Annotated in this window: 19 protein-coding genes and 3 pseudogenes; 12 read left to right on the forward strand and 10 right to left on the reverse strand. The window is 75.7% G+C overall.

Annotated elements, in window-relative coordinates; genetic code table 11:
• Window positions 1–584 precede the first annotated feature (584 nt).
• The 4 genes from BJF88_RS00125 to mtrA all read right to left on the reverse strand — a co-directional run bounded on the left by BJF88_RS00125 (window position 585) and on the right by mtrA (window position 4,798).
• Complete coding sequence (locus BJF88_RS00125) at window positions 585–2,291, reverse strand: LpqB family beta-propeller domain-containing protein (RefSeq protein ID WP_075827297.1); 1,707 nt, start codon at window positions 2,289–2,291, stop codon at window positions 585–587.
• Window positions 2,288–2,935, reverse strand: coding sequence for an ATP-binding protein (locus BJF88_RS22740; protein ID WP_369824417.1), 648 nt, complete (start codon window positions 2,933–2,935; stop codon window positions 2,288–2,290). Before BJF88_RS22740 ends, BJF88_RS00125 begins: the two co-directional genes overlap by 4 nt.
• Entirely contained in the window at window positions 2,854–4,011 is a 1,158-nt protein-coding gene (locus tag BJF88_RS17870) for a HAMP domain-containing protein (RefSeq protein WP_369824418.1), read from the reverse strand. The genes BJF88_RS22740 and BJF88_RS17870 overlap by 82 nt, the downstream gene beginning before the upstream one ends.
• Window positions 4,012–4,114: 103 nt before the next feature.
• Window positions 4,115–4,798 (reverse strand): MtrAB system response regulator MtrA, encoded by a 684-nt coding sequence (gene mtrA / locus BJF88_RS00140; protein ID WP_075827300.1) that lies wholly within the window; start codon window positions 4,796–4,798, stop codon window positions 4,115–4,117.
• Window positions 4,799–4,926: 128 nt separating this feature from the next.
• On the opposite strand from mtrA, the gene BJF88_RS20085 reads away from it, so the two are divergent.
• The 9 genes and pseudogenes from BJF88_RS20085 to BJF88_RS00170 all read left to right on the forward strand — a co-directional run bounded on the left by BJF88_RS20085 (window position 4,927) and on the right by BJF88_RS00170 (window position 12,279).
• Window positions 4,927–5,436 (forward strand): hypothetical protein, encoded by a 510-nt coding sequence (locus BJF88_RS20085; protein WP_222843888.1) that lies wholly within the window; start codon window positions 4,927–4,929, stop codon window positions 5,434–5,436.
• Window positions 5,437–5,501: 65 nt separating this feature from the next.
• On the forward strand, window positions 5,502–6,326 hold the full coding sequence (locus tag BJF88_RS19790; protein ID WP_187346179.1) for a hypothetical protein: 825 nt from the start codon (window positions 5,502–5,504) through the stop codon (window positions 6,324–6,326).
• Window positions 6,323–7,000, forward strand: coding sequence for a DUF4129 domain-containing protein (locus tag BJF88_RS00150; RefSeq protein ID WP_075827302.1), 678 nt, complete (start codon window positions 6,323–6,325; stop codon window positions 6,998–7,000). The genes BJF88_RS19790 and BJF88_RS00150 overlap by 4 nt, the downstream gene beginning before the upstream one ends.
• Complete coding sequence (locus BJF88_RS20655) at window positions 6,997–7,161, forward strand: hypothetical protein (protein WP_255371595.1); 165 nt, start codon at window positions 6,997–6,999, stop codon at window positions 7,159–7,161. The genes BJF88_RS00150 and BJF88_RS20655 overlap by 4 nt, the downstream gene beginning before the upstream one ends.
• On the forward strand, window positions 7,158–8,255 hold the full coding sequence (locus tag BJF88_RS00155) for a DUF4350 domain-containing protein (RefSeq protein WP_255371596.1): 1,098 nt from the start codon (window positions 7,158–7,160) through the stop codon (window positions 8,253–8,255). Before BJF88_RS20655 ends, BJF88_RS00155 begins: the two co-directional genes overlap by 4 nt.
• 185 nt (window positions 8,256–8,440) lie before the next feature.
• Window positions 8,441–9,381: pseudogene (locus tag BJF88_RS00160) on the forward strand (AAA family ATPase).
• Window positions 9,382–9,391: 10 nt separating this feature from the next.
• Window positions 9,392–10,684: a DUF58 domain-containing protein gene (locus tag BJF88_RS00165; RefSeq protein ID WP_075827303.1), complete on the forward strand. Its 1,293-nt coding sequence runs from the start codon at window positions 9,392–9,394 to the stop codon at window positions 10,682–10,684.
• 126 nt (window positions 10,685–10,810) lie between these two features.
• A complete protein-coding gene (locus BJF88_RS20660) occupies window positions 10,811–10,933 on the forward strand; it encodes a hypothetical protein (protein WP_255371597.1) in 123 nt (40 codons plus the stop codon).
• 5 nt (window positions 10,934–10,938) lie between these two features.
• Window positions 10,939–12,279 (forward strand): winged helix DNA-binding domain-containing protein, encoded by a 1,341-nt coding sequence (locus BJF88_RS00170; RefSeq protein ID WP_075827304.1) that lies wholly within the window; start codon window positions 10,939–10,941, stop codon window positions 12,277–12,279.
• A gap of 19 nt (window positions 12,280–12,298) precedes the next feature.
• On the opposite strand, the gene BJF88_RS00175 is transcribed toward BJF88_RS00170, so the two are convergent.
• Complete coding sequence (locus tag BJF88_RS00175; protein WP_075827343.1) at window positions 12,299–13,288, reverse strand: stage II sporulation protein M; 990 nt, start codon at window positions 13,286–13,288, stop codon at window positions 12,299–12,301.
• A gap of 58 nt (window positions 13,289–13,346) precedes the next feature.
• Here BJF88_RS00175 and BJF88_RS00180 point away from each other — a divergent pair, with 58 nt between their 5' ends.
• Window positions 13,347–14,165, forward strand: coding sequence for an RDD family protein (locus tag BJF88_RS00180; protein WP_075827305.1), 819 nt, complete (start codon window positions 13,347–13,349; stop codon window positions 14,163–14,165).
• Here the strand turns inward: BJF88_RS00180 and BJF88_RS00185 are convergent.
• The 5 genes and pseudogenes from BJF88_RS00185 to ahcY form a co-directional block, all read right to left on the reverse strand.
• Entirely contained in the window at window positions 14,077–15,360 is a 1,284-nt protein-coding gene (locus tag BJF88_RS00185) for an acyltransferase family protein (RefSeq protein WP_075827306.1), read from the reverse strand. The genes BJF88_RS00180 and BJF88_RS00185 overlap by 89 nt on opposite strands.
• 117 nt (window positions 15,361–15,477) lie before the next feature.
• Window positions 15,478–16,188, reverse strand: a complete 711-nt coding sequence (locus BJF88_RS00190; RefSeq protein WP_075827307.1) for a response regulator transcription factor — start codon at window positions 16,186–16,188, stop codon at window positions 15,478–15,480.
• 98 nt (window positions 16,189–16,286) lie between these two features.
• Entirely contained in the window at window positions 16,287–17,105 is an 819-nt protein-coding gene (locus tag BJF88_RS20665) for a sensor histidine kinase (RefSeq protein ID WP_255371606.1), read from the reverse strand.
• Window positions 17,045–17,782, reverse strand: coding sequence for a sensor domain-containing protein (locus BJF88_RS20670; RefSeq protein WP_255371598.1), 738 nt, complete (start codon window positions 17,780–17,782; stop codon window positions 17,045–17,047). Before BJF88_RS20670 ends, BJF88_RS20665 begins: the two co-directional genes overlap by 61 nt.
• 97 nt (window positions 17,783–17,879) lie before the next feature.
• Window positions 17,880–19,466, reverse strand: a pseudogene (ahcY, locus tag BJF88_RS00205) (adenosylhomocysteinase).
• A 548-nt stretch (window positions 19,467–20,014) separates the two neighbouring features.
• On the opposite strand from ahcY, the pseudogene BJF88_RS00210 reads away from it, so the two are divergent.
• Both BJF88_RS00210 and BJF88_RS00215 read left to right on the forward strand, forming a co-directional pair.
• A pseudogene (locus BJF88_RS00210) lies at window positions 20,015–21,357 on the forward strand (glycine betaine/L-proline ABC transporter ATP-binding protein).
• Window positions 21,354–22,223: a proline/glycine betaine ABC transporter permease gene (locus BJF88_RS00215; protein ID WP_075827310.1), complete on the forward strand. Its 870-nt coding sequence runs from the start codon at window positions 21,354–21,356 to the stop codon at window positions 22,221–22,223. Before BJF88_RS00210 ends, BJF88_RS00215 begins: the two are co-directional and overlap by 4 nt.
• Window positions 22,224–22,278: the final 55 nt, after the last annotated feature.

Here is a 22,278-nt window from a genome sequence, read left to right on the forward strand (position 1 = left end):
CTGGGCGCGGGCACGACCAGGACGCCGCACGTCCCCGCGGAGCGGGCGAGCTCCGGTCCCAGCCGCACGCCGGCACGCCGCGCGGCTGCGGCCAGCGGGGCGTCGAGGTCGGCGCGTCCGCGGTCCTTCCACGCCACGACGACGTCCCGCAGGCCGCCGGTGTAGTCGGCGAGCGTCCACACCGGCAGCGGCGCGACGCCGTCGAGCCGGTCGAGGCGCGGCGCCCCCGCCTCGCAGCGCCTCGGTGGCGCGTGCAGCACGTCGAGGCAGCGCGCGCACCACCGGACGTCGGGCGTGCGGCAGCCGGGGCACGCCACCGGCAGCAGGAGGCGCTCGACGTCGCGCAGGGCGCGGCGGACCACCGCGGCGCCCGCCGCGACGGCGCCGGCGGCCGCGGGCTCCCGGCGGCGGACGGCGGACACGGGCGGGCCGGAGGCGGTGGGCGGGGCAGGCGGAGCGGCGGGTCGGTCGTGCACGGCCACAGGCTGCCCGGCCGTCGGCCGTTCCCGTGGGCGCCGCACGCCCCCCTGGGGACGGGACCGGCACCGAACCGTCCTGTGCACGGCCACCGGCGGCCGGAGCGCTCAGCCCGGGTACGTCGGCAGGCGCACCTCGGTCGCCACACGGGTCCACAGCGAGGAGGATCCGGCCGAGTACAGGCTGCCGTCGCTCGTCCCGACGAGCATGGAGCCGATCCCGGTGCCGGCGGCGAGCGACACGGCGTCCTCCAGCGGCGACGCCTTCCGGGTGGGCCCTCCGACCGGCACGAGGTGCACGACCGGCGCGGCGTCGCCGGCCGACCGCCCGAGGACGCCGAGCAGGGCCCGGTCGACCCACGCGACCTGGGTCGCCGCGACGAGCGGCTGGCCGACGCGCACGGGCGCGGAGAGCTCGGTGGGGCGGTCGCCCTCCCCGCGCACGATCCCGGCGACGTGGACCTGCGTGCCCGACGCGGTGGCGCTCACGACGGCGATGCGCGCGCCGTCGGGCGAGACCCGCACCGACATGACGGTCCGGTCGTCGAGCCACGGCACCGCCACGTCCGTCACCGTGCCCTCGAGGTCGGTGACCTGCAGCGAGCCGTCCTGGACCTGCGGCCCGCTCCACACCAGGCCGAACCGGTCCACGCTCGGCGCGAGCAGGTTCTCTCCCGTGAGCAGCGTCGCCGGCCCCGTGTCCGCGGTCGGGGCCGTGACGAGACGCCCGGAGCCGTCGCGCACGACGTACGTCGCGTCCGCCGACGGGCCCGTGAACGCGAGCGCGGTGGGCTGCAGCCCGGTGAGCGGCGCGACGGCCTCGACCGGCTCCGTCTCGCGGCCGACGAGCGCGAGCACCTGGTCGCCGGAGAGGACGACCGGGTCGTTCGCCGTCGTGGCCGCGCGCGCCGTCGCCGGCTCGCCGGGCGCGAGCTGGACGCCGTTCACGGAGATCTGCACCGCGCGCGGAGACGGGTCGCCGAGCGACGCCTCGAGCTGCGCCACGAGCAGCCCGCGGTCCTCGGGGGACGTCTCGGAGACGGGCGCGGTCAGCCGCACCTCGATGGGGAGCACGCCGCTCTCCACCGTGACCGAGTCGATGCTGAGCGCGGTGCCCTCCGGGGCGACGGTCGCCACGGAGCCGCTGAGCCACGGCGCCGGGCCGGCGAGCGTCTCGCGGACGGCCAGCGTCGGCCAGTTGCGCTTGGGGAACCACCGCTGGTCGGGCACGAGGTAGCGCCGGTCCGTCGTCGGGAAGTAGAGGTTCGTCGCGCGGTACGTCAGGTCGAAGTTGGTCGCCGAGATGGCGAGCCCGTCGTCGGTCGTCTCGATCCGCCACTGCCCCTCGCCGTCACGCACGAGCCCGTACACGAGCTCCGTCGTCGTCCCGGGGACCTGCTCGGTGTAGACGCCGCGCTCGTCGACGACGCCCACGACGTCCGCTGTGGCACGGACGGTGACGACGCCCTGCTCGGCCGCCGAGTCGTCGACCTCGAGCTCGGGCTCGGCCTCGAGCACGGCGACCTGGGCGAGCGGGGACCACGTCGACGCGGTCGCGGGCGTGAGGAACTGGGTCGCGACGTCGAACGAGCTGGACGCGCCCTGCGCCTGCGCCGCGAGGAAGCCGCGCACGATCTGGTCCGGCGGCGCGTCCTCGCGCGGCGCGTCGGCGCGCACGAAGACGGGGCCGGGCTGCGACACGACCGCCTCGCCCTCCATCACCGGGCCCGACGTCGGGATGGACGCGCACGCGGCGAGCGGCGCCACGACGACCGCGGCCGCGAGCGCCGCGAGCCCGCGGCGGAGCCGGTTCATCGCACCTCCCGCAGCCCGAGCGGCGCGTCGTCGGCACCGGCGTCCGTCGGCACGACCACGACGGGGATGCCTCCCGTCACGGACGGCAGGTCGGCGGGGCCGATGGTCCCGTCGACGTCCTCGACGACGGGGGCGCTCGCGCTCCAGTCCGGCCCGAGCCCGCGGTGGGGCGTCGGCTCGGTCACGAGCGGGAGGGGCGAGGACTGGAGGCGGATCCCGGCGCGGCGCGGCAGCGTGAGGCGGAAGCTCGCGCCGCGCGCGGGCCGCCCCCAGGCCTCGAGCCAGCCGCCGTGCAGGTGCGCGTCCTCGAGCGAGATGGCGAGACCGAGACCCGTGCCGCCGGACGTGCGCGCCCGCGCGGGGTCGGCGCGCCAGAAGCGGTCGAACACGTGCTGCACCTCGTCCACGGTCATGCCGACGCCGTGGTCGCGCACGACGACCGCCACCGCGTGCCCGTCCCCGGCGAGCGTGACCTCCACGGGCTTGTCCTCCGCGTGCTCGACGGCGTTGGAGACCAGGTTCCGCACGATGCGCTCGACGCGGCGCGGGTCGACGTCGGCGGTCAGCGGCTCGTCCCCGAGGTGCACGGACAGCCACACGCCCTTGCGCTCGGCGAGGGGCGCGGCGTGCTCGACGGCCGCCACGACGACGTCGCGCACGTCGCGGCGCTCCGCGTCGAGCACCGCCGCGCCGGCGTCGAAGCGGCTGATCTCCAGCAGGTCGGCGAGCAGGTCCTCGAACCGGTCGAGCTGGGCCTGGAGCAGCTCGGTGGAGCGTCGCGACACGGGGTCGAAGTCCTCGCGCGCGGAGTGCAGCACCTCGGACGCATGCGGATGGTGGTGAGCGGGGTGCGCAGCTCGTGGGAGACGTCGGAGACGAAGCGCCGCTGGAGCATGGACAGCTCCTCCATGCGGCCGATCTGCTCCTGCAGGCTCTGCGCCATCTCGTTGAGCGTGCGTGCGAGGGACGCCATCTCGTCGTGCCCCTTGACGGGCAGCCGCTCGTCGAGCCGGCCGTCGGCGAGGCGCTCGGCGACGCTCGCCGCCTGCCGCACGGGCAGGACCGCCTGGCGCGTCACGAGCGTGGTGATCGCCGCGAGGAGCGCGAGCAGCACGACCGCGCCGACGAGCAGGACGGACTGGAGGAAGGTCAGCGTCTCCTGGTCGGACTCGAGGTCGTACAGGTAGTACAGCTCGTACGTGCCCGCGACGGGCACCTCGACCGTCGTGCCGACGACGACGCCCGGCACGACCGGGGAGTCCGGGTCCGAGGGCGCCGTCGGCACCGCGACCGGCTGGAGCACCTGCTTGCCCTCGGCCTCGACCGTCGCCTCGCGCAGCTCGGGCGAGACGAGCTGCTCGAGCTGGTTGTTCGACGAGACGTCGAGCAGCCCGATGAACGGCTGGTCCTCGGGCCGCCACAGGAACACGTCCCGGGACGCCGACCCGCTGGACAGGAGCATCCCGTGCAGGTCGTACAGCAGGGACTGGATCTCCGACACCGTGGTCGCCGGCGAGGCGTCGAGGGTCTGGCGCGCGCGCTCGGTCGACTGCGCGCTCTCGAGGTCGATCTCGGCGACCCGGCGCTCGAACAGCCCGTCGCGCACCGAGTCCGACAGGTACGCGCCGAGCGCCGCGAGCGCGACGATCCCGACGACGAGCGTCGACGTCACGACGCGCAGCTGCATCGACGAGCGCCACCGCCACACGGCGCGGCGCACCAGGCGCGCGTGCGCCGCCGCAGCCGGGCCCAGGCCGACGACGCGCGCCGGGCGGCCCCCGCGGGGGCACCGGTCGCGCGGCTCGGGCCGCCGGTCGGGACGGTCACGTGCGCGCCGCACCCGCCTTGTAGCCGACGCCGCGCACTGTAAGGACGATCTCGGGGTTCTCCGGGTCGTGCTCGATCTTCGAGCGCAGGCGCTGGACGTGGACGTTGACGAGCCGGGTGTCCGCGGCGTGGCGGTACCCCCAGACCTTCTCGAGCAGCACCTCGCGCGTGAAGACCTGCCACGGCTTGCGCGCGAGCGCGACGAGGAGGTCGAACTCGAGCGGCGTGAGCGCGATCGCCTCGCCGCCGCGGGTGACGCGGTGGCCGGTGACGTCGATCTCGACGTCCCCGATCGCGAGGTGCTCGGGCGCCGGCTCGTCCGAGCGGCGCAGCCGGGCCCGGATGCGCGCGACGAGCTCCTTGGGCTTGAACGGCTTGGAGATGTAGTCGTCCGCGCCGGACTCGAGGCCCAGCACGACGTCGACGGTGTCGCTCTTGGCGGTGAGCATGATGACGGGCACGCCCGACTCGGCCCGGATGAGGCGGCACACCTCCGTCCCGTCCTTGCCCGGGAGCATGAGGTCGAGCAGCACGAGGTCCGGCTGGGTGCTGCGGAACGTCTCGAGCGCCAGGTCGCCGTCGGCGCAGAAGACGGGCTCGAAGCCCTCCGAGCGCAGCACGATGCCGATCATCTCGGCCAGGGCGGTGTCGTCGTCGACCACGAGCACGCGAACCTTCATGGGCTCATCTTGCCATCGCACGACGCGCGGACCCGCAGGCCCGGGGCCCGCCGCGCGTCGTGCCTGCGTACTAGGGTGGCCTGGCACCGCAGCCCACGAGCGCACGACGAGCGAGGACCACCGCCCCCATGAGCACACCTGACGCCTCCGGAGCGCCGGACGGCGCCACGCCGGACCGCCCCGACGCCCACGACGTGGCGCCGACCGGGCAGCCGGACCCGCAGCAGACCGGCGGCTGGGGCACCCCTGCGTACGGGCAGCCGGGCTACGGCCCGCCCGCGTCCGCGCAGCAGCCGGCGCCGCCGCAGCCGCGGTACGGGCAGTACGCGCCGGGGCACGGTCAGGCAGCCCCCGGGCCGGGGTACGGGCAGCCCGGAGAGCCCGGCCAGGGCCAGTACGGACAGCCCCGGTACGGAGAGGGTCAGTACGGGCCGCAGTCCGGGCCCGGCCAGTACGGGCAGCCGCAGTACGGGCAGGGCCAGCAGGGCAACCGCAGTACGGCCAACCGCAGTACGGGCAGGGCCAGTACGGGCAACCGCAGTACGGGCAGGGCCAGTACGGGACGCCGGCCGGCTTCGGCGGGGCCCCTGCCGTCCCGACGGCCTCCAAGCCGGGCATCGTCCCGCTGCGGCCGCTGACGCTCGGCGAGCTCTTCGACGGTTCGTTCGGCGCGATCCGCCACAACCCTCGCGTGATGCTCGGCATGAGCACGCTCGTGGTCGTCGTCGCGACGGTCGTCGGCGCGCTCCTGGGCTACGCGTTCTCGGGCTACGTCGCCGACGCGTTCGCCACGCTGCCGTCCGAGGCGGGGTTCACGGGTCTCGAGAACGACTTCGCCACGATGTACGCCACGGTCGCCGGGACCGGGATCGCCACGGGGCTCGCGACGCCGATCGTCAGCGGCCTGCTCACCGTCTCCATCGGGCAGTCGGTCATCGGTCGGCGGGCGACGGTCTCCGAGGTCTGGGCCCAGGTCGGGCGCCGCGCCTGGTTCCTCGTCGGCTTCTCGCTCCTGCTCGGCCTCGCGATGGTCCTGTTCATCACGGTCCTCGTCCTGCTCGTCGTGCTCGCGTTCGCGGTGGACCCCGGGCTCGGCGCGTTCGCCGTCCTCCTCGCCGTCCCGGCGTACCTCGTGGGGATCGTGTGGGTCGGCACGCGCACCGGTCTCGTCCCGCCCGCCCTCGCGCTCGAGGGCCAGCCGTTCTGGTCGACGGTCGCGCGGGTGTGGCGGCTGACGCGCGGATCCTTCTGGCGCCTCTTCGGCATCTACCTGCTCGCCTACGTCGTGGTCTACGTCGTCGCCCAGCTCGTCGTCACGCCGTTCAGCCTCGTCGGCGGGATCGCGCTCGCGGCCGGCCAGGCGTTCGTCAGCAACCTCGTCACGACGCTCGGGGTCGCGGTCTCGACGATCGCCCTCACGCTCTTCCTCGGCAGCATCGTCGCGCTGCTCTACATCGACGTGCGGATGCGCCGCGAGGGCCTGGACGTGGAGCTCGCCGCGGCGGCGAGCGAGCAGCCCCCGGCATGACCCTCGCCCTGCTCACCGCCGACGTCCCGGTGCAGCCGGACGCCGACGAGGCGCGGCGGTGGCTGCTCGAGGAGCTCGCGAAGCCGGAGTACCGCACCGACACGACCCTGCTGCAGCGCGTCCTCGACTGGCTCGCGGGCCTGTTCGACGGCGCGCCGACGCTCGACCTGGGCGGCCGGTGGGTCGCGCTGCTCCTCGTCGTCGCCGTGCTCGTGGTCGCGGCGATCGCCTACCGGGTCGCCGGCCCTGTCCGTCTGTCGCGACGGGCGTCCGCGTCCGCGGTCGTGCTCGACGACGACACCCGCAGCGCCGACGAGCTGCGGGCGGCGGCCGACGCGGCGGCCGCCGCCGGCGACTGGGCGAGCGCGGTGCTCGAGCGCTACCGCGCCGTCGTCCGCGCCCTCGAGGAGCGCGCGCTGCTCGACCCGCGTCCCGGACGCACCGCCTGGGAGGCCGCGGAGGCGGCGGGCGAGCGCCTCCCGGACGTCGCGGTCGGGCTCGCGCGCGGGGCGCACCTCTTCGACGACGTCTGCTACGGCAAGGCGCCGGTCGGTCCGGACGCCGACGCGTCCCTGCGCGAGCTCGACGCGCGCGCCGCCGCGACCCGGCCGCCGGTGCGCGCCGAGCTGGCGACGGCGGCCTCCGGGCCTGGCGCGGACGGGAGCGCGGCGTGAGCGCCGGGCACGCCCCCGCCGCCCCGGTGCCCGCCGGGCCGACGACGACCGCTCCCGGCGCCGTGACGACGCGCCACGTCCCGGTCGTCGGGGACGGCACGACCGCGGGCTCGCGCGCCCGTCGCGCTGGCACCGCGCCCGGTGGCCCCTCGCCGTCGTGACGCTGCTGGTCGTGCTCGCCGGCCTGGCCGCGATCGCCCGCCCCTCCACGTCGAGCACCCCGCTCGCCCCGGACAACCCCGCACCGGGCGGCGCCCGCGCCGTCGCCGAGGTCCTGCGGGACCGCGGCGTCGACGTCACGTACGTGCGCGGCGTCTCCGACGCGGTCGCCGCGGCGGACGCCGGCTCCACGCTCCTCGTCACCGAGAGCAGCTACCTGCTCGACGAGCAGGTCGACGCCCTCGTCGCCGCACCGGCCGACCTGGTGCTGCTCAGCCCCACCGAGCGCATGCTCGCCGCAGCCACGGGCGGCGCGGCCGAGCTGGCCTACGACTGGTCCGACGGCGGCACCGTGCGGTCCCCGCAGTGCGACGACCCCTCCGCGCAGGCCGCCGGGGCGCTGCGCTCGGACGGCGTCGGGTTCCGCCTCGCCGGGACCGCGGACGCCGCGCTGTGCTTCCCGTCGCCCGGCGGCCCGCAGGTGGGCGCCTACCTCGTGCACGAGGCCGACGGCCGGACGGTGCGCGCGATCGACACGACCGCGGTGCTGAGCAACGGCACGGTGGCCGAGGACGGCAACGCCGCGCTCGCCCTGTGGGCGCTCGGCGCCGACGAGCGGCTCGTGTGGCTCGTGCAGGACCCCTTCGACACGTCCGTCCCGGGCGGGCAGGAGGACCCGGCGGTCGCGCTCCCGCCGTGGACCGGGGTCGTCGCGCTGCAGCTGCTCGTCGTCGTCCTCGTCGTCGCCCTGTGGCGCGGGCGCCGGCTCGGCGCGCTCGTGACGGAGGACCTCCCGGTCGTCGTCCGCGCGTCCGAGACCACCCGCGGCCGCGGCCGCCTCTACCGCCGCGCCGGCTCGCGCGGGCACGCGGCCGCCGGTCTGCGGGCGAGCACCGCCGACCGGCTCGCGGCGCGGCTCGGCCTGCCGCGCTCGGCCGACGCCGCGTCGCTCGTCGACGCCGTCGCGCGCGCCACCGACCGCCCGACCGACCAGGTCGCCCAGCTGCTGTACGGACCACCACCCGTCGACGACGCCGCGCTGCTCGAGCTCGCGCGTCACCTCGACCAGATCGAGAGCGAGGTCTACCACTCGTGACGCACCACCCCGGGGCCACCGGAAGCACCGCCCCCCAGCCCGACCGCTACGCTCCCCCCGCAGCCGGCACGGCGCCGCACGACCAGCCGGGCGCCGCGCCCGCACCCGCGCCCCCGGAGCACGCGGTCCCGGCGCCGGGGACGGCCCCCACGTCCCACGACGCGCCGCCCGCGCCGTCCCTCGAGCTGCGCCAGGCGCTCGCGGCCGTGCGCACCGAGGTGGGCAAGGCCGTCGTCGGGCAGGACGGCGCCGTCACGAGCCTGCTCATCGCGCTGCTGTGCAAGGGGCACGTGCTGCTCGAGGGCGTCCCGGGCGTCGCCAAGACGCTGCTGGTGCGCACGCTCGCGGCGTCGCTCGACCTCGGCACCAAGCGCGTCCAGTTCACGCCGGACCTCATGCCGGGCGACGTCACGGGCTCGCTCGTGTACGACGCGCGGACGGCCGAGTTCTCGTTCCGCGAGGGCCCGGTCTTCACCCACCTCATGCTCGCGGACGAGATCAACCGCACGCCGCCCAAGACCCAGGCGTCGCTGCTCGAGGCGATGGAGGAGCGTCAGGTGTCCGTCGACGGGACGCCGCGCCCGCTGCCGACCCGTTCCTCGTCATCGCGACGCAGAACCCCGTGGAGTACGAGGGCACCTACCCGCTGCCCGAGGCCCAGCTCGACCGCTTCCTCCTCAAGCTCGTGCTGCCGCTGCCCGAGCGCGGGCAGGAGGTGGAGGTCCTCGCACGCCACGCGGCCGGCTTCAACCCCCGCGACCTGGCGGGCGCGGGCGTGCGACCCGTCGCCGGCCGGGACGTGCTGGACCGGGCCCGCGCCGAGGTGGCGCGCGTCCAGGTGACACGCGAGGTCCTCGGCTACGCGGTCGACGTGTGCCGCGCCACCCGCCAGTCCCCGTCGCTCTCCCTGGGCGTCTCCCCCCGCGGGGCGACCGCGCTCCTCGCGACGGCGCGCGCGTGGGCATGGCTGTCCGGGCGCTCGTACGTCACGCCCGACGACGTCAAGGCGCTCGCCCACCCGACGCTGCGGCACCGGGTGCAGCTGCGGCCGGAGGCCGAGCTCGAGGGCGTCACCGCCGAGAGCGTCCTGGACACGGTCCTCGCGTCCGTGCCCGTCCCCCGCTGAGGCGCGCGACGTGGCCCTGACCTGGCGCGCCGTCGTGCTCGTGGCGCTCGGGCTCGTCCCGGTGCTGCTGTTCCCGGTCCCGGGCACGGTGCTGGTCTGGACGGTGCTCGTCGCGGCGGCGTGCGCCCTCGACGTCGCGCTCGCGGCCTCCCCCCGGCAGGTCGCGATCGAGCGCCGCGTCCCCGGCTCGGTGCGGCTCACCGACCGGACGACGTCGATGCTCACGCTCACCAACCTCGCGCCGCGCCGGCTGCGGGCGCTCGTGCGCGACGCGTGGCCGCCGTCGGCCGGGACGCAGGTCAACCGGCACGCCGTCGACCTGCCGCGCGGCGAGGCGGCGCGGGTCGTCACCGTCCTCGTCCCGACCCGCCGCGGGGAGCGCGTCGCCGACCGCGTCACCATCCGGTCCTTCGGGCCGCTGCGGCTCGCCGCCCGCCAGGCCTCGCTGCCCGTCCCCGGGCGGCTGCAAGTGCTGCCCGAGTTCGCCTCGCGCCGCCACCTGCCCAGCCGGCTCGCGCGTCTGCGCGAGATGGACGGGCGCGCCGCCGTCCAGGTGCGCGGCGAGGGCACGGAGTTCGACTCCCTGCGCGAGTACGTCATCGGCGACGACGTCCGGTCGATCGACTGGCGCGCGTCGGCACGGCGGCACGACATGGTGGTGCGCACGTGGCGCCCCGAGCGCGACCGCCGCGTGCTGATCGTCGTCGACACGGCCCGCACGTCGGCGGCGCGCCTCGGGGACGAGCCGCGCCTCGACGCGGGCATCGAGGCCGCGCTGCTCCTCGCCGCGCTCGCCGGCCGGGCCGGCGACCGCGTCGAGCTGCTCGCGTACGACCGGACGGTCCGCGCACGCGTCGCGGGCGCCGCCGGGCCCCGCCTCATGCCGGCGATGGCCGACGCGCTCGCCCCGCTTGAGCCGGCGCTCCTGGAGACCGACTGGCCCGGCCTCGTCGGGGCGGTGCAGGAGCGCCTGTCCCAGCGCGCTCTCGTCGTGCTGCTCTCGACGCTCGACGCGGCGGCCGTGGAGACCGGTCTGCTGCCCGTCGCCGCCCAGCTCACGGCGAAGCACCAGGTCGTGCTCGCAGCCGCCGCCGACCCGGAGGTCGCCGCGCTGCGCGCCGACCGCACGGGGACGTCGGAGGTCTACGACGCCGCCGCCGCGTCCCGCGGGGAGATCGAGCGCGCCGCCGTGACCACCGTCCTGCGGCAGCGCGGCGTGGAGGTGGTGGACGCGCTGCCCGACGAGCTCGCCCCCCGTCTCGCCGACACCTACCTCGCCCTCAAGGCCGCCGGCCGGCTCTGAGCTGGCCCCCGAGCCGGTCCCCGAGCAAGCCCCGGGCCGTAGTGTCCGGGACGCCGGACCGGGTAGTGTCGGAGGACCGCCCCCGCACGCCTGCGCCGTGCGTCCCGACCGTCCTGGAGGACCCTCGTGGCCTGGCAGCCGACCGACCCGCGCGACCGTGCGCGCCGCAACCGGCGCGTCGCGGTCGTCGTCGTCGTGGCGCTCCTCGCGACGTTCGTCGTGCCCGCGCTCGCGATCGTCCTCGGCTGACGCCCGTGGTGCGCGGCGGGGTCGACGGGTCCGCGCCCCGCACGACGTCCGCGGAGCTCGGCCGCGCTCTGCTCGTCCGCCAGCACCTGAGCACCCCGGCCGGCCGGGACGGCCCCGCCGGGTCCGCCCGTCCCGACGGCACCTCGGGCGGGCGCGAGCGGGTCGTCGCGGAGGTGCGGCACCTGGTCGGCCTCCAGTCGCAGGTCCCGGCCTCGCCGTACGCCGGGCTGTGGTCACGGGTGCCCGGCTTCGCGACGCAGGACCTCGGCGACCGCCTGCTCGACCGGTCGCTGGTCCGCGTCGCCACGCTGCGCGGGACGGTCCACCTCGTCACGCCGGACGACGCGTTCGAGCTCACGGCGCTCGCCCGACCCGCTCAGGCGGCGTTCCTGCGCGCACGCAACCAGCACGGCGCCGCCCTCGCGGACGTCGACCTCGACGACCTGGCCGAGGCGGCGCGCGACCTGCTGGCGGAACCGCTCACGTCCGTCGAGCTCGGGCGCCGGCTCGCGGCGCGGTGGCCGGACGTCGGTCCCACGCACCTCGCGTACGGGGCCCGCTGCCTGCTGCCGCTGGTCCAGGTCCCGCCCCGCGGCCTGTGGGGCGCGTCGGGCCCCGGGACGACGACGACCTGGACGACGGCGCAGGCGTGGCTCGGCGGGCCCGCCCACCGGTCCGCCGACGAGCTCGCCGCCGTCGCCGCGGGGAGCGATCCCGAGGCCGTGCTGGCCGCGCGGGTGCGTCTCGTGCGCCGCTACCTCGCCGCGTTCGGCCCCGCGTCGGTCGCGGACGCGCAGCGCTGGTCGGGGCTGGCCCGGCTCCGTGCGGCCGTCGACGTGCTGCGCCCGGAGCTCGTGACCCTCACGGGGCCGCGCGGCACCGAGCTGTTCGACCTCCCGGACGCCCCGCGGCCCGCCGGCGACAGCCCCGTCCCGGTGGTCCTCGCCGCCGACTTCGACAACCTCGTGCTCGGGCACGACGACCGCACGCGCGTCCTCGGTCGCGTGGCCGTGCGGCAGGTCGTGAGCGTCAACGGGCAGGTCGCGGCGACCGTGCTCGTGGACGGGTCGGTGGCGGGCACGTGGGCCTGGCGCGGCGGCGGCGACGGGGTCGCCGACCGGGACGGTGCCGTCGCGCAGGTCGACGTCCGTCCGCTCCGGCCGGACGGCTCCCCCGACGCGCCCTCCGCCGGCCCGGTCGGCGCCGTCGAGGCCGCCGACGCCGGTCGCTCCCCCGCGGAGCGCCTCGCCGAGCCCGCCGTGCGCGACGAGGTCGTCGCCCGCGCCGAGGACTGGCTCCGGGTGGCGGCCCCGGGAGCCCGGCACCGCGTCGTCGTGCACGTCTGACGCGCCCGCGACGCCCCGCTCAGGCGGCGACGGGCGCGACGTCCCCCGCGTGGTCGGCGCTGAGGTCGCCCGTCTCCCCCGCGCGCACGGCCCGGCGCCCGAGGACGATCGTGTAGACCCAGAAGCCCGCGAGCGCGAGCGCCCCGATGACGATCTTGAGCCACCACGGCATGGTCGAGCCCGTGACGAAGCCCTCGATGACGCCCGAGACGCCCAGCGCGAGGGCGAGGCCGATGGCGACGGTGACGAGGGCGCGGCCCTCCTGCGCGAGCGAGCGCGACCGCGGCAGCGGGCCCGGGTCGATCCAGGCCCAGAAGATGCGCAGCCCCGCGGCGCCCGCGACGAAGATCGCCATGAGCTCCAGCAGGCCGTGCGGCGCGATGAGGGTGAGGAACAGGTCGAGCTCGCCGTACGCGGCCATCATGCCGCCCGTCGCGCCGACGTTGACGGCGTTGCTGAGCAGGACGTACGCGGGGAAGACCCCCGTGATGCCCAGCCCGACGCACTGCGCGGCGATCCACGCGTTGTTCGTCCACACGACGGCCGCGAAGCCCAGGCCCGGGTCGTAGTAGCTCGCGAACGCGGTCTCGACGTAGTTCTCGCGCGTGCTCGGCGGGCCCATCGACGCCAGCCCCTCGGGCGTGGTCGCGACCCAGACGCCGGCCACGACCGCGACCACGAGGAACACCGTCGTGACGCCGACCGACCACCAGCGGATCCGGTACAGCGCCGCGGGCAGCGTCACGCCCAGGAAGCGCACCACGTCGCGCCACGCGGGCTCGTGCGCGCCGGCGATGCGCGTGCGGGCCCGGCCCAGCAGGTCGGACAGGCGCGTGATGAGCACCGGGTCGGGGGCGACCGACCGGACGGTCGACAGGTGCGTCGCCACCGCCTGGTACAGGCGCACGAGCTCGTCCGCCTCCGCGCCGTCGAGCGCGCGCCGCCGGGTCAGCGTCTCCAGGCGGTCCCACTGCGCGCGGTGCACGTCGGTGAAGGCGTCGAGGTCCACGACCGATACCCTGCCACACGGGACGGCACCCGGACCGGCGGACCAGACGAGGAGCGACGTGCGCGACGGCATCCTGATCGGCGAGGGCGTGGTGCTCGACGCACGCCCCGCGTCCTTCATCTCGCGCGCGCTCGGCGCCACGATCGACCTCGCGGCGATCGGTGCGGTGCTGCTCGCGCTGCTGCTCGTGGCGTCGCGGTCGTTGTCGCTCGTCGACGCCGACGTCGCGCCGGCGATCGGCGTCGCCCTGCTGGCGCTCGTCATGGTCGTCGTGCCGACGACGGTCGAGACGCTCACGCGCGGACGCTCGCTCGGCAAGCTCGCCCTCGGCATCCGCGTGGTGCGCGACGACGGCGGGCCGGTGCGCTTCCGCCACGCGTTCCTGCGCGCGCTCGTCGGCATCGGCGAGCTGTGGCTGACGTTCGGCACGGTCGCCCTGGTCGCGTCGCTGACGAACGACAAGGGCAAGCGCCTCGGCGACATGGCGGCCGGCACGTACGCGATCCGCGTCCGGGGCGGCCGGCCCACGTTCGCACCGCTGGCGATGCCGCCCTACCTCGCCGGCTGGGCCGCCCACGCCGACATGCGACGCCTGCCGGACGGGCTGGCGCTCGCCGCGCGGCAGTTCCTCGGCCGCGCGGACCGGCTCCACCCCGCGTCGCGTGCGCGCCTCGGGCAGCAGCTCGCGGCGCAGGTCGAGGGGTACGTCGCGCCCGGACCGCCGCCCGGGACGCACCCCGAGGTCTTCCTCCTCGCCGTCCTCACCGAGCGCCGCGACCGCGACCGCGTCACCGCGCAGCGTGCGCGCGTCCTCGCGGACGAGCAGGCCGCGCTCCTGCACCGCCTGCCGTACTCGGTGCCCGACCCCTCGCGCTGACCGCTGCCGTGCCGCCGGCCGGGCGTCCGCGGTCCTCGAACCTCCCGACGAGACGCGTGACGCCCACGAGGACGAGGGCGAACGCCCCGAACCACAGCGGCCTGCTCGCCCACCAGTCGGCGCCGCCCGGTGCGGGCAGACGCGACCCGAGCCCGACCAGCACGAACGCGACGACCGCGATCATCGCGGTCACGTGCCACAGGTAGACCGTCATCGAGCGGGCGGCGAGCGCGGCGACGACGCGTCGGCCGCGGCCGACGGCCCACCGGGCGAGGACGTCGCGCACGGCGAGGGCGAGGGCGACGAGCGCGACCGCGTGCAGCAGGACCGGCGCCGTGGGCGGGCCGAGGTTCGACAGCTCCTCCCCCGGCATACCGACGAGCGAGACCGGGTACGGGCCGACGGCGACGAGCAGCGCCGCGAGCGCGAGGGCGGCCGCACCGGACGCGAGGAGCACGCCGCGCGGCGGGAGCACCGCGACGGGGACGACGCGCCCGCGCCGCACCACCCGCAGCCCGGACCGCGCGTCGGCGTACAGGACGCCGACCGCGTGCGGGACCGCCCAGACGAGCACGACGTCGACGACCGCGAGCGTATCGACGCCCGCCCCGAACCGCAGCGCCTCGATCGTCAGCGGGACGGCCGCGAGCGCCGCGAGCGTCCACCACCCGCACGCGTGCAGGGCACGCCGGAGCAGCGGGGTGAGGCCGACGAGGACCAGGTGGACCACGAGGAACCACAGCAGCTGCGGCGCCAGCCGCGCGAGGGTCCACGCGACGTCGTCCGGCAGGGGCGACGCGAGCAGGACGGCCACGACCGCGGCCCACACGCCCACCAGTGCGGCCACCGGGCGCAGGAGGCGCGGAAGGCGCCGGGCCACCAGGTGCCACCCGCCGGACCGTGACGACGCCGCGGCGTCGGGCACGCCCTGGAGGCCGTACCCGGCGGAGGCGCCGGCGGCGAAGAACAGGAGCGCGAGGACCTGGAGCGCCCACGTCGCGACCCAGCCGTGCCCGTGCGCGAGCGCGTTGCCGATCTCGAGGTGGTGCCCGTCCCACGACGCGTCGGCCATGAGCCAGTGCACCGTGACGACGCACAGCGTCGCGACGGCGCGCACGGCGTCGACGAACGCGTCGCGCGGCGGCCTCGTGGAGCGGGCGGTCGCTGTCGGGGGTGGGTCGAGCACGGCGGCCACGGGCGCTCCTCGGTCGGTGGGAGCCGGGAGGCGACCCGGCTCCCACCAGTCTCGAAACATCCCGTTCGCCCCGGTACGGGAGCGTCCCCCGAGCGGGGCGAGGCCAGCCGCCCGGCGTCACTGGGGCGTTCCCCCGTCCGCGGGGCGGACCGCCGTCGGGCCGTGCCGTTCAGGCTGGAGGTAGCGCAGCACGGCGAGCACGCGACGGTGGTCGCCGGAGTCGGGCGGAAGCCCGAGCTTGTTGAAGATCGACGTGACGTTCTTCTCCACGGCGCCGTAGGAGAGGAAGAGGGTCTCGGCGATGCCAGAGTTCGACCGGCCCTGCGCCATGAGCTCGAGGACCTCGGTCTCGCGGGGCGTCAGGCGCGCGAGGCCGTCGTCGGCGCGCGAGGCGCCCATGAGCTGGCCGACGACCTCGGGGTCGAGCACGGTCTGGCCGGCGGCGATGCGGGTCAGCGCGTCCAGGAACTCGCCGACGTCGGCCACCCGGTCCTTGAGCAGGTAGCCCACGCCGCGCGCGCCACCCGTGAGCAGCTCGCTCGCGAACCGCGTCTCGACGTACTGCGAGAAGAGCAGGACGCCGAGGTCGGGGTGCGCGGCGCGCAGCGCGAGGGCGGCCCGCAGGCCCTCGTCGGTGAACGTGGGCGGCATCCGGACGTCGAGGACCGCGACGTCGGGCAGCGCGCCCTCGGGCGCGAGGCCGGCGACCGCGGCGACCAGGGCGTCGCCGTCACCCACCGCGGCCACGACCTCGTGCCCGCGTCGCGTGACGAGCGCGACCAGGCCGTCGCGCAGGATGGCCGAGTCCTCGGCGACGACGAGGCGCACGCGGTCTCCTTCAGGGGGTGCTGGTCACGGTGGTCGAGCGGTGCCCGAGCGGCGCTCGAGCGCGTCGGGGCGTGGCGCGCGTCATCGTCGCACGCGCGTCAGACGCGGGCCAGGAGGGTCACGGTGACGACCGTCGGCCCACCGACGGGGCTGAGGAGCTCGAACGTCCCGTCGACCGACCGGACGCGCTCCGCGAGCCCCGCGAGGCCCGAGCGGTGCCCGTCCGGGCCGGGCCGCACGACGCGTGCACCGCCCTGGCCGTCGTCGCGCACGCGCAGGCGTACCCGGTCCCCCCGGGACCCGCGGCCGGCGCCGGCGCGCTGCCGCTCGACGAGGACGTAGACCCCGGTCGCGCGCGCGTGCTTGACCGCGTTGGTCACGAGCTCGGCGACGCAGAAGTACGCGATGGACTCGACCGCCGGGGCGAGGCGCCCCGAGGACTCGACCGCGGGATCGACGTCGACGGTCACGGGCAGGGGCGAGCGCGCCGCGAGCGTCTCGAGCGCGACGGCGAGCCCGTTGTCGAGCGCCGGCGGGTGGATGCCGCGCGCGAGCTCGCGCAGCTCGACGAGCGCCTCCTTCGTCGACGCGTGCGCCGTGTCGACGAGCGCGAGCGCGTCCGCCGGGTCGTCACCCGCGGCGAGCTGCTCCTTCGCCTCCCCCAGCTGCATGGCGACGGCCACGAGGCGCGCCTGCGTCCCGTCGTGCAGGTCGCGCTCGATGCGGCGCAGCGTGGCGTCCGCGTCCTCGACGGTCCGCCCGCGGGACTCCTCGAGGTCGGCGACGCGCAGGCTCGTGAGCGTCGGGGCGAGCAGCGCGACGGTGAGCACGCGGAACAGGGTCGCGAACCCGCGCGTCACGTGCGGCCACACCCACAGGAACAGCGCGCCGACGAGCACGAGGCCGAGCTGTCGCACCGGGGTGTCGACGTACCAGTCGACGCCGAGCTGGCGCCGCGGTGCCACGTGCCGTCGCCAGCCTGCTGCGCCGGGAGCCAGCGCGACCAGACCCAGTGCGTCATCCCGCCCAGCCCGACCGCCAGGAGCACCGTGCTCACCACGGCCGCCGCGATCGCGAGGGGGAAGGTGACGAGCAGGAAGGCGAGGGCGCGCCAGCCGGTCCCGTCCGCGAGACCGGACCACAGCGTGCGCCAGAACCCGCGAGGCCGGACGTACGGCGCCGGGGCCGTGACGTCCACGCTGAGCATCGTCCGCGCCATCGACCGGTACATCGCACCCCAGCCGCGCCCGCCGAGCACGAGCGCGGAGGACACGACCAGCCCGACGACCGTGGCGAGGATCCCGCCGGTGAACGACACGGTGAAGACCGTGTACGTGAAGCCGAACGGCGCGAGCACCAGCGCGAGCCAGAGGAAGCCGAACTCGCGCCACGTGACGCCCGCGAACGGGGCCCGCGCGAACGGCACCGGCGCCCGGTGCACGGCGAACCGCGGGTCCGTCCGCGTCCCGGGCGCGCCCGCCCCCGCGAGCTCGGGCACGGTCCGGCCCGGGCCGCCGTCGGCGGTGCGCGGGCCCGACGGCGTGGTGCCGTCCGGGTCGGCGACGCTCGGCTGGTCAGGAGTCACGGCAGTCATGGTGCCAGTGTCCTGACGCGCGGACCGGCGGCGCCAGGGTGCCTGCCGCCGGGCCGCACGGGGGACGTCCCCCGTGCGGCCGCGGCGGCGCACGGACTCAGTACCGGTAGTGCTCGGGCTTGTAGGGCCCCTCGACCGGCACGCCGAGGTAGTCGGCCTGCGCGGACGAGAGCTCCGTGAGCCGCACGCCGAGCGCGTCGAGGTGCAGACGGGCGACCTTCTCGTCGAGCACCTTGGCAGGCGGTAGACCTGCCGGCCGTAGGCCCGCTCGCTCCCGTCCGCGTCGGCGCGCGTCACGTCGGTGTGCAGCTCGATCTGCCCGATGACCTGGTTGGAGAACGAGTTGCTCATGACGAACGACGGGTGGCCCGTCGCGTTGCCCAGGTTGAGCAGGCGCCCCTCGGAGAGCACGATGATCGACCGCTCGGGGCGCTCGACGCCGTCCGGACCCGTGCCCGCCGGGAACGTCCACTCGTGGACCTGCGGCTTGATCTCGGTGCGCACGACACCGGGCAGGTCCGCGAGGCCGGCCATGTCGATCTCGTTGTCGAAGTGGCCGATGTTGCCCACCACCGCCTTGTCCTTCATCGCGGCCATGTGCGCGGCGCGGACCACGTCCTTGTTGCCCGTGGTCGTGATGAAGAAGTCGGCCTCGCCGAGGACGTCCTCGATCCGCGCCACCTGGTAGCCGTCCATCGCGGCCTGCAGCGCGCAGATCGGGTCCACCTCGGAGACGATCACGCGCGCGCCCTGGCCGCGGAACGCCTCGGCCGCGCCCTTGCCGACGTCGCCGTAGCCCGCGACGAACGCGACCTTGCCGCCCATGAGGACGTCGGTCGCCGGTTGATGCCGTCGGCAGCGAGTGGCGGATGCCGTACTTGTTGTCGAACTTGCTCTTGGTGACCGAGTCGTTGACGTTGATCGCCGGGAACAGCAGCTCGCCCGCCTCGGCGAGCTGGTAGAGGCGGTGGACGCCCGTCGTGGTCTCCTCCGTCACGCCCCGGACGCCCTGCGCGATCGTGGTCCAGCGCAGCGGGTCGGCCTCGAGCGCGCGACGCAGAACGGCGCGGACGACGTTCATCTCGTGCGTGTGGTCGGGCTCGCCCGGCAGCGTGTCCGGGGGCACGACCCCCGCGCGCTCGTACTGCAGGCCCAGGTGGACCAGCATCGTCGCGTCGCCGCCGTCGTCGAGGATCAGGTTGGGCCCGGCCGGACGGTCGCGGTCGTCGGCGCCACCCTCCGCCGCGGCCGGCCACACGAGGATCTGCTCGGTGCAGTCCCAGTACTCCTCGAGGCTCTCGCCCTTCCACGCGAACACCGGGACGCCGCGCGGGTCCTGCGGCGTGCCGTCCGCCCCGACGACGACCGCCGCCGCCGCCTCGTCCTGGGTGGAGAAGATGTTGCAGCTCGCCCAGCGCACCTGCGCCCCGAGGGCGACGAGCGTCTCGATGAGCACCGCGGTCTGCACGGTCATGTGCAGGGACCCGGCGATGCGTGCGCCGGCGAGCGGCTGCGCGTCCCCGTACTCGGCGCGCAGCGCCATCAGCCCGGGCATCTCGTGCTCGGCGAGGCGGATCTGGTGACGCCCGGCCGGGGCGAGCGAGAGGTCGCGGACCTTGTAGCGGCCGGGGACCTCGTCGAACCCGGGGGTCCCGAGGGTGGGGGCTGGAGCCGTCGTGGACATGGGTCCTCCTGTGCTGGGTGCTCACGGTTGCTGCGCTGGGGGCTCCCGTCCGCGCCGTCGTCCGCGTGTGCCGGCCGACCCTCCCAGGGTACCGAGCGGCCCGTGGCGGCCCCGATACCGGTCCGGGTGAGGACGAGGTGACGTCGATCTCGCGAGTGCGCGCAGTAACACGATTCCTTGACCCGATCAATGTCACGAAGCCGTAACGATCGCCTATCCGCCGTGACGCTTGCGGTTTCAACGATCCTGGGTCAAGGATCGTCCTGGAATCGGCCCTCAGCGCGGGGTCCTCGGTAGAAATTTCCCCTCGTTTGCTGCAAGGTGCTGGGCGAACCGATGGAGATCGGATCAGTGTGAGGTCCCGCCGGCGCCCGACCCGGGTGCCCGCCGGACGAGCAGCCCCCGAGGCCGCCGTCCCCGCGCCGCAGGACCTCGGCCTCACCGCCGTCGACGGCCCCCGGACCGGGGTGGCGTCTGCCCGTACGGCGGTGTGCCGCTGGTCCACGGACGGAAGGTGGCGACACCCACCGCATGACTGCACTCAGTACATCCCGCCGGCGGACGCCGCCGGCCCCGCCGGCGTCGACGACGCCGGCCGGACCGAGCGCGGGACCGCGCTCTCGGTCCGCGACGTCTACAAGGTCTTCGGCCGCAAGCCGCTCGACGCGGTCCGGCGCCTCGAGCAGGGTGCCTCCCGCGACGACGTGAAGCAGCTCGGCACCGCCGCGGTGATCGACGCGAGCTTCGACGTGAAGCAGGGCGAGATCTTCGTCGTCATGGGCCTGTCGGGCTCCGGCAAGTCGACGCTCATCCGCATGCTCAACGGCCTGTGGAAGCCGACGTCGGGGCACGTCATGCTCGGCGACGCCGACCTCGCGGCCGTCGACGCCAAGGAGCTCCGCGAGCTGCGGCGCCAGCGCGTGAGCATGGTGTTCCAGCACTTCGCGCTCCTGCCGCACCGCACGGTTCGCGACAACGCCGCGTACCCGCTGGAGATCCAGGGCGTCGGCAAGGCCGAGCGCCGCGAGAAGGCGCAGCGCGCCCTCGAGCTCGTCGGCCTCGGCGGCTGGGAGGACTCCCTGCCGTCGCAGCTGTCCGGCGGCATGCGCCAGCGCGTGGGCCTCGCCCGTGCGCTCGCCGCCGACACCGACGTGCTGCTCATGGACGAGGCGTTCAGCGCGCTCGACCCGCTGATCCGCCGCGAGATGCAGGAGCAGCTCCTCGAGCTCCAGCAGACGCTCGGCAAGACGATCGTCTTCATCACGCACGACCTCAACGAGGCGATGCACCTCGGCGACCGCATCGCCGTGATGCGCGACGGCCGCATCGTGCAGATCGGCACCGCCGAGCAGATCCTCTCGGACCCCGCGAACGACTACGCCGCCCAGTTCGTGGCCGACGTCGACCGCACGCGCGTCCTGACCGCCTCGTCGGTCATGGTCCGCCCTGCGGTCGTCGTGCCGATGGGCGGCGGTCCGCGCCAGGCCAGCCGCACCATGCGCGAGGCGCAGGTGTCGGCGCGTACGTCGTCGACCGCCAGCGGCGCCTCCAGGGCGTCGTGCGGGACGACGACGCCGTCGCGGCGATCAAGGCCGGCAAGGAGTCGCTCGAGGGGATCGTGCGCGACGGCGTCACGCCCGTCTCGCCCGAGACGCCCCTCGCCGAGATCTTCGCGCCCGCCGCGGAGTCGCCCCTGCCCGTGGCCGTGACCGACGAGGAGGGTCGTCTCGTCGGCGTCGTGCCCCGCGTCACGCTCCTCGAGGCCATGGTGCCCGGCGACCAGCCCCGCACCGGCGAGATCGACCTGTCGACGACCGGCACCTCGACCGGCACCGCGGACGGGGCCGCCGCCGACCACGACGGCACGACGACCGAGGGAGGTGCGGCATGACCGACACCCTCGTCCCCCGTATCCCCCTCGGCCAGTGGGTCGAGGCGTTCATCGACTGGATGACCGCGACCTTCCGGGTTGTGTTCGACCTCATCAAGGACGTCCTCGGCGGCGTCTACGAGTTCCTCGAGACGATCCTCACCAGCCCGCCCTTCTGGGTCGTCGCGATCGTGCTCGCCGCGCTCGCGCTCCTGGCCAAGGGCTGGAAGCTCGCCGTCGGGTCGCTCGCCGGGTTCGTCGTCATCGCCGGCGTCAACATGTGGGGCGCCGCGATGGAGACCCTCGCGCTGGTGCTCGTCGCCACCCTCATCGCCCTCGCGATCGCGATCCCGCTCGGCATCTGGGCCGCCCGGAACGACAACGTGTCGCGGGTCGTGCGCCCGGTCCTCGACTTCATGCAGACCATGCCGGCGTTCGTCTACCTCATCCCCACGGTCGTCATCTTCCTCACCGGACCGGTGCCCGGGATCATCGCGACCATCGTGTTCGCGCTCGCCCCCGGCGTGCGGTTCACCGAGCTCGGCATCCGCCAGGTCGACAAGGAGGTGGTCGAGGCCGGCAAGGCGTTCGGCTCCACGCCAGGTCGCATCCTCCGGCAGATCCAGCTCCCCCTCGCGCTGCCGACGATCATGGCGGGCGTCAACCAGGTCATCATGCTCGCGCTGTCGATGGTCGTGCTCGCCGGGCTCGTCGGCTCCGGCGGTCTCGGTGAGGACGTCGTCGCCGCCCTCCAGCGCGTGGACGTCGCCCTCGGCTTCGAGGCCGGCATCGCGGTCGTCATCCTCGCGATGTTCCTCGACCGCGTGACCTCGGCGCTCGGCGAGCGCGCCCCCGTCTCCCGGGCCCTCGCCGCCACGCGCGGCTGAGCTCGGCACGCACCGCTGAACGGACGGGCCACCGCGCCCGACACCCCGCCCGGCG

The organism is Cellulosimicrobium sp. CUA-896, from assembly GCF_001942335.1.
GTDB lineage: Bacteria > Actinomycetota > Actinomycetes > Actinomycetales > Cellulomonadaceae > Cellulosimicrobium.

Excerpts from the sequence above, each read along its gene's own strand:
- BJF88_RS20085 (WP_222843888.1), top strand. The coding sequence starts at position 4,927 with ATGAGCACACCTGACGCCTCCGGAGCGCCGGACGGCGCCACGCCGGAC.
- BJF88_RS00125 (WP_075827297.1), bottom strand. The coding sequence starts at position 2,291 with ATGAACCGGCTCCGCCGCGGGCTCGCGGCGCTCGCGGCCGCGGTCGTC.
- mtrA (WP_075827300.1), bottom strand. The coding sequence starts at position 4,798 with ATGAAGGTTCGCGTGCTCGTGGTCGACGACGACACCGCCCTGGCCGAG.
- BJF88_RS00150 (WP_075827302.1), top strand. The coding sequence starts at position 6,323 with ATGACCCTCGCCCTGCTCACCGCCGACGTCCCGGTGCAGCCGGACGCC.
- BJF88_RS00215 (WP_075827310.1), top strand. The coding sequence starts at position 21,354 with ATGACCGACACCCTCGTCCCCCGTATCCCCCTCGGCCAGTGGGTCGAG.
- BJF88_RS20670 (WP_255371598.1), bottom strand. The coding sequence starts at position 17,782 with ATGACTGCCGTGACTCCTGACCAGCCGAGCGTCGCCGACCCGGACGGC.
- BJF88_RS19790 (WP_187346179.1), top strand. The coding sequence starts at position 5,502 with ATGAGCACGCTCGTGGTCGTCGTCGCGACGGTCGTCGGCGCGCTCCTG.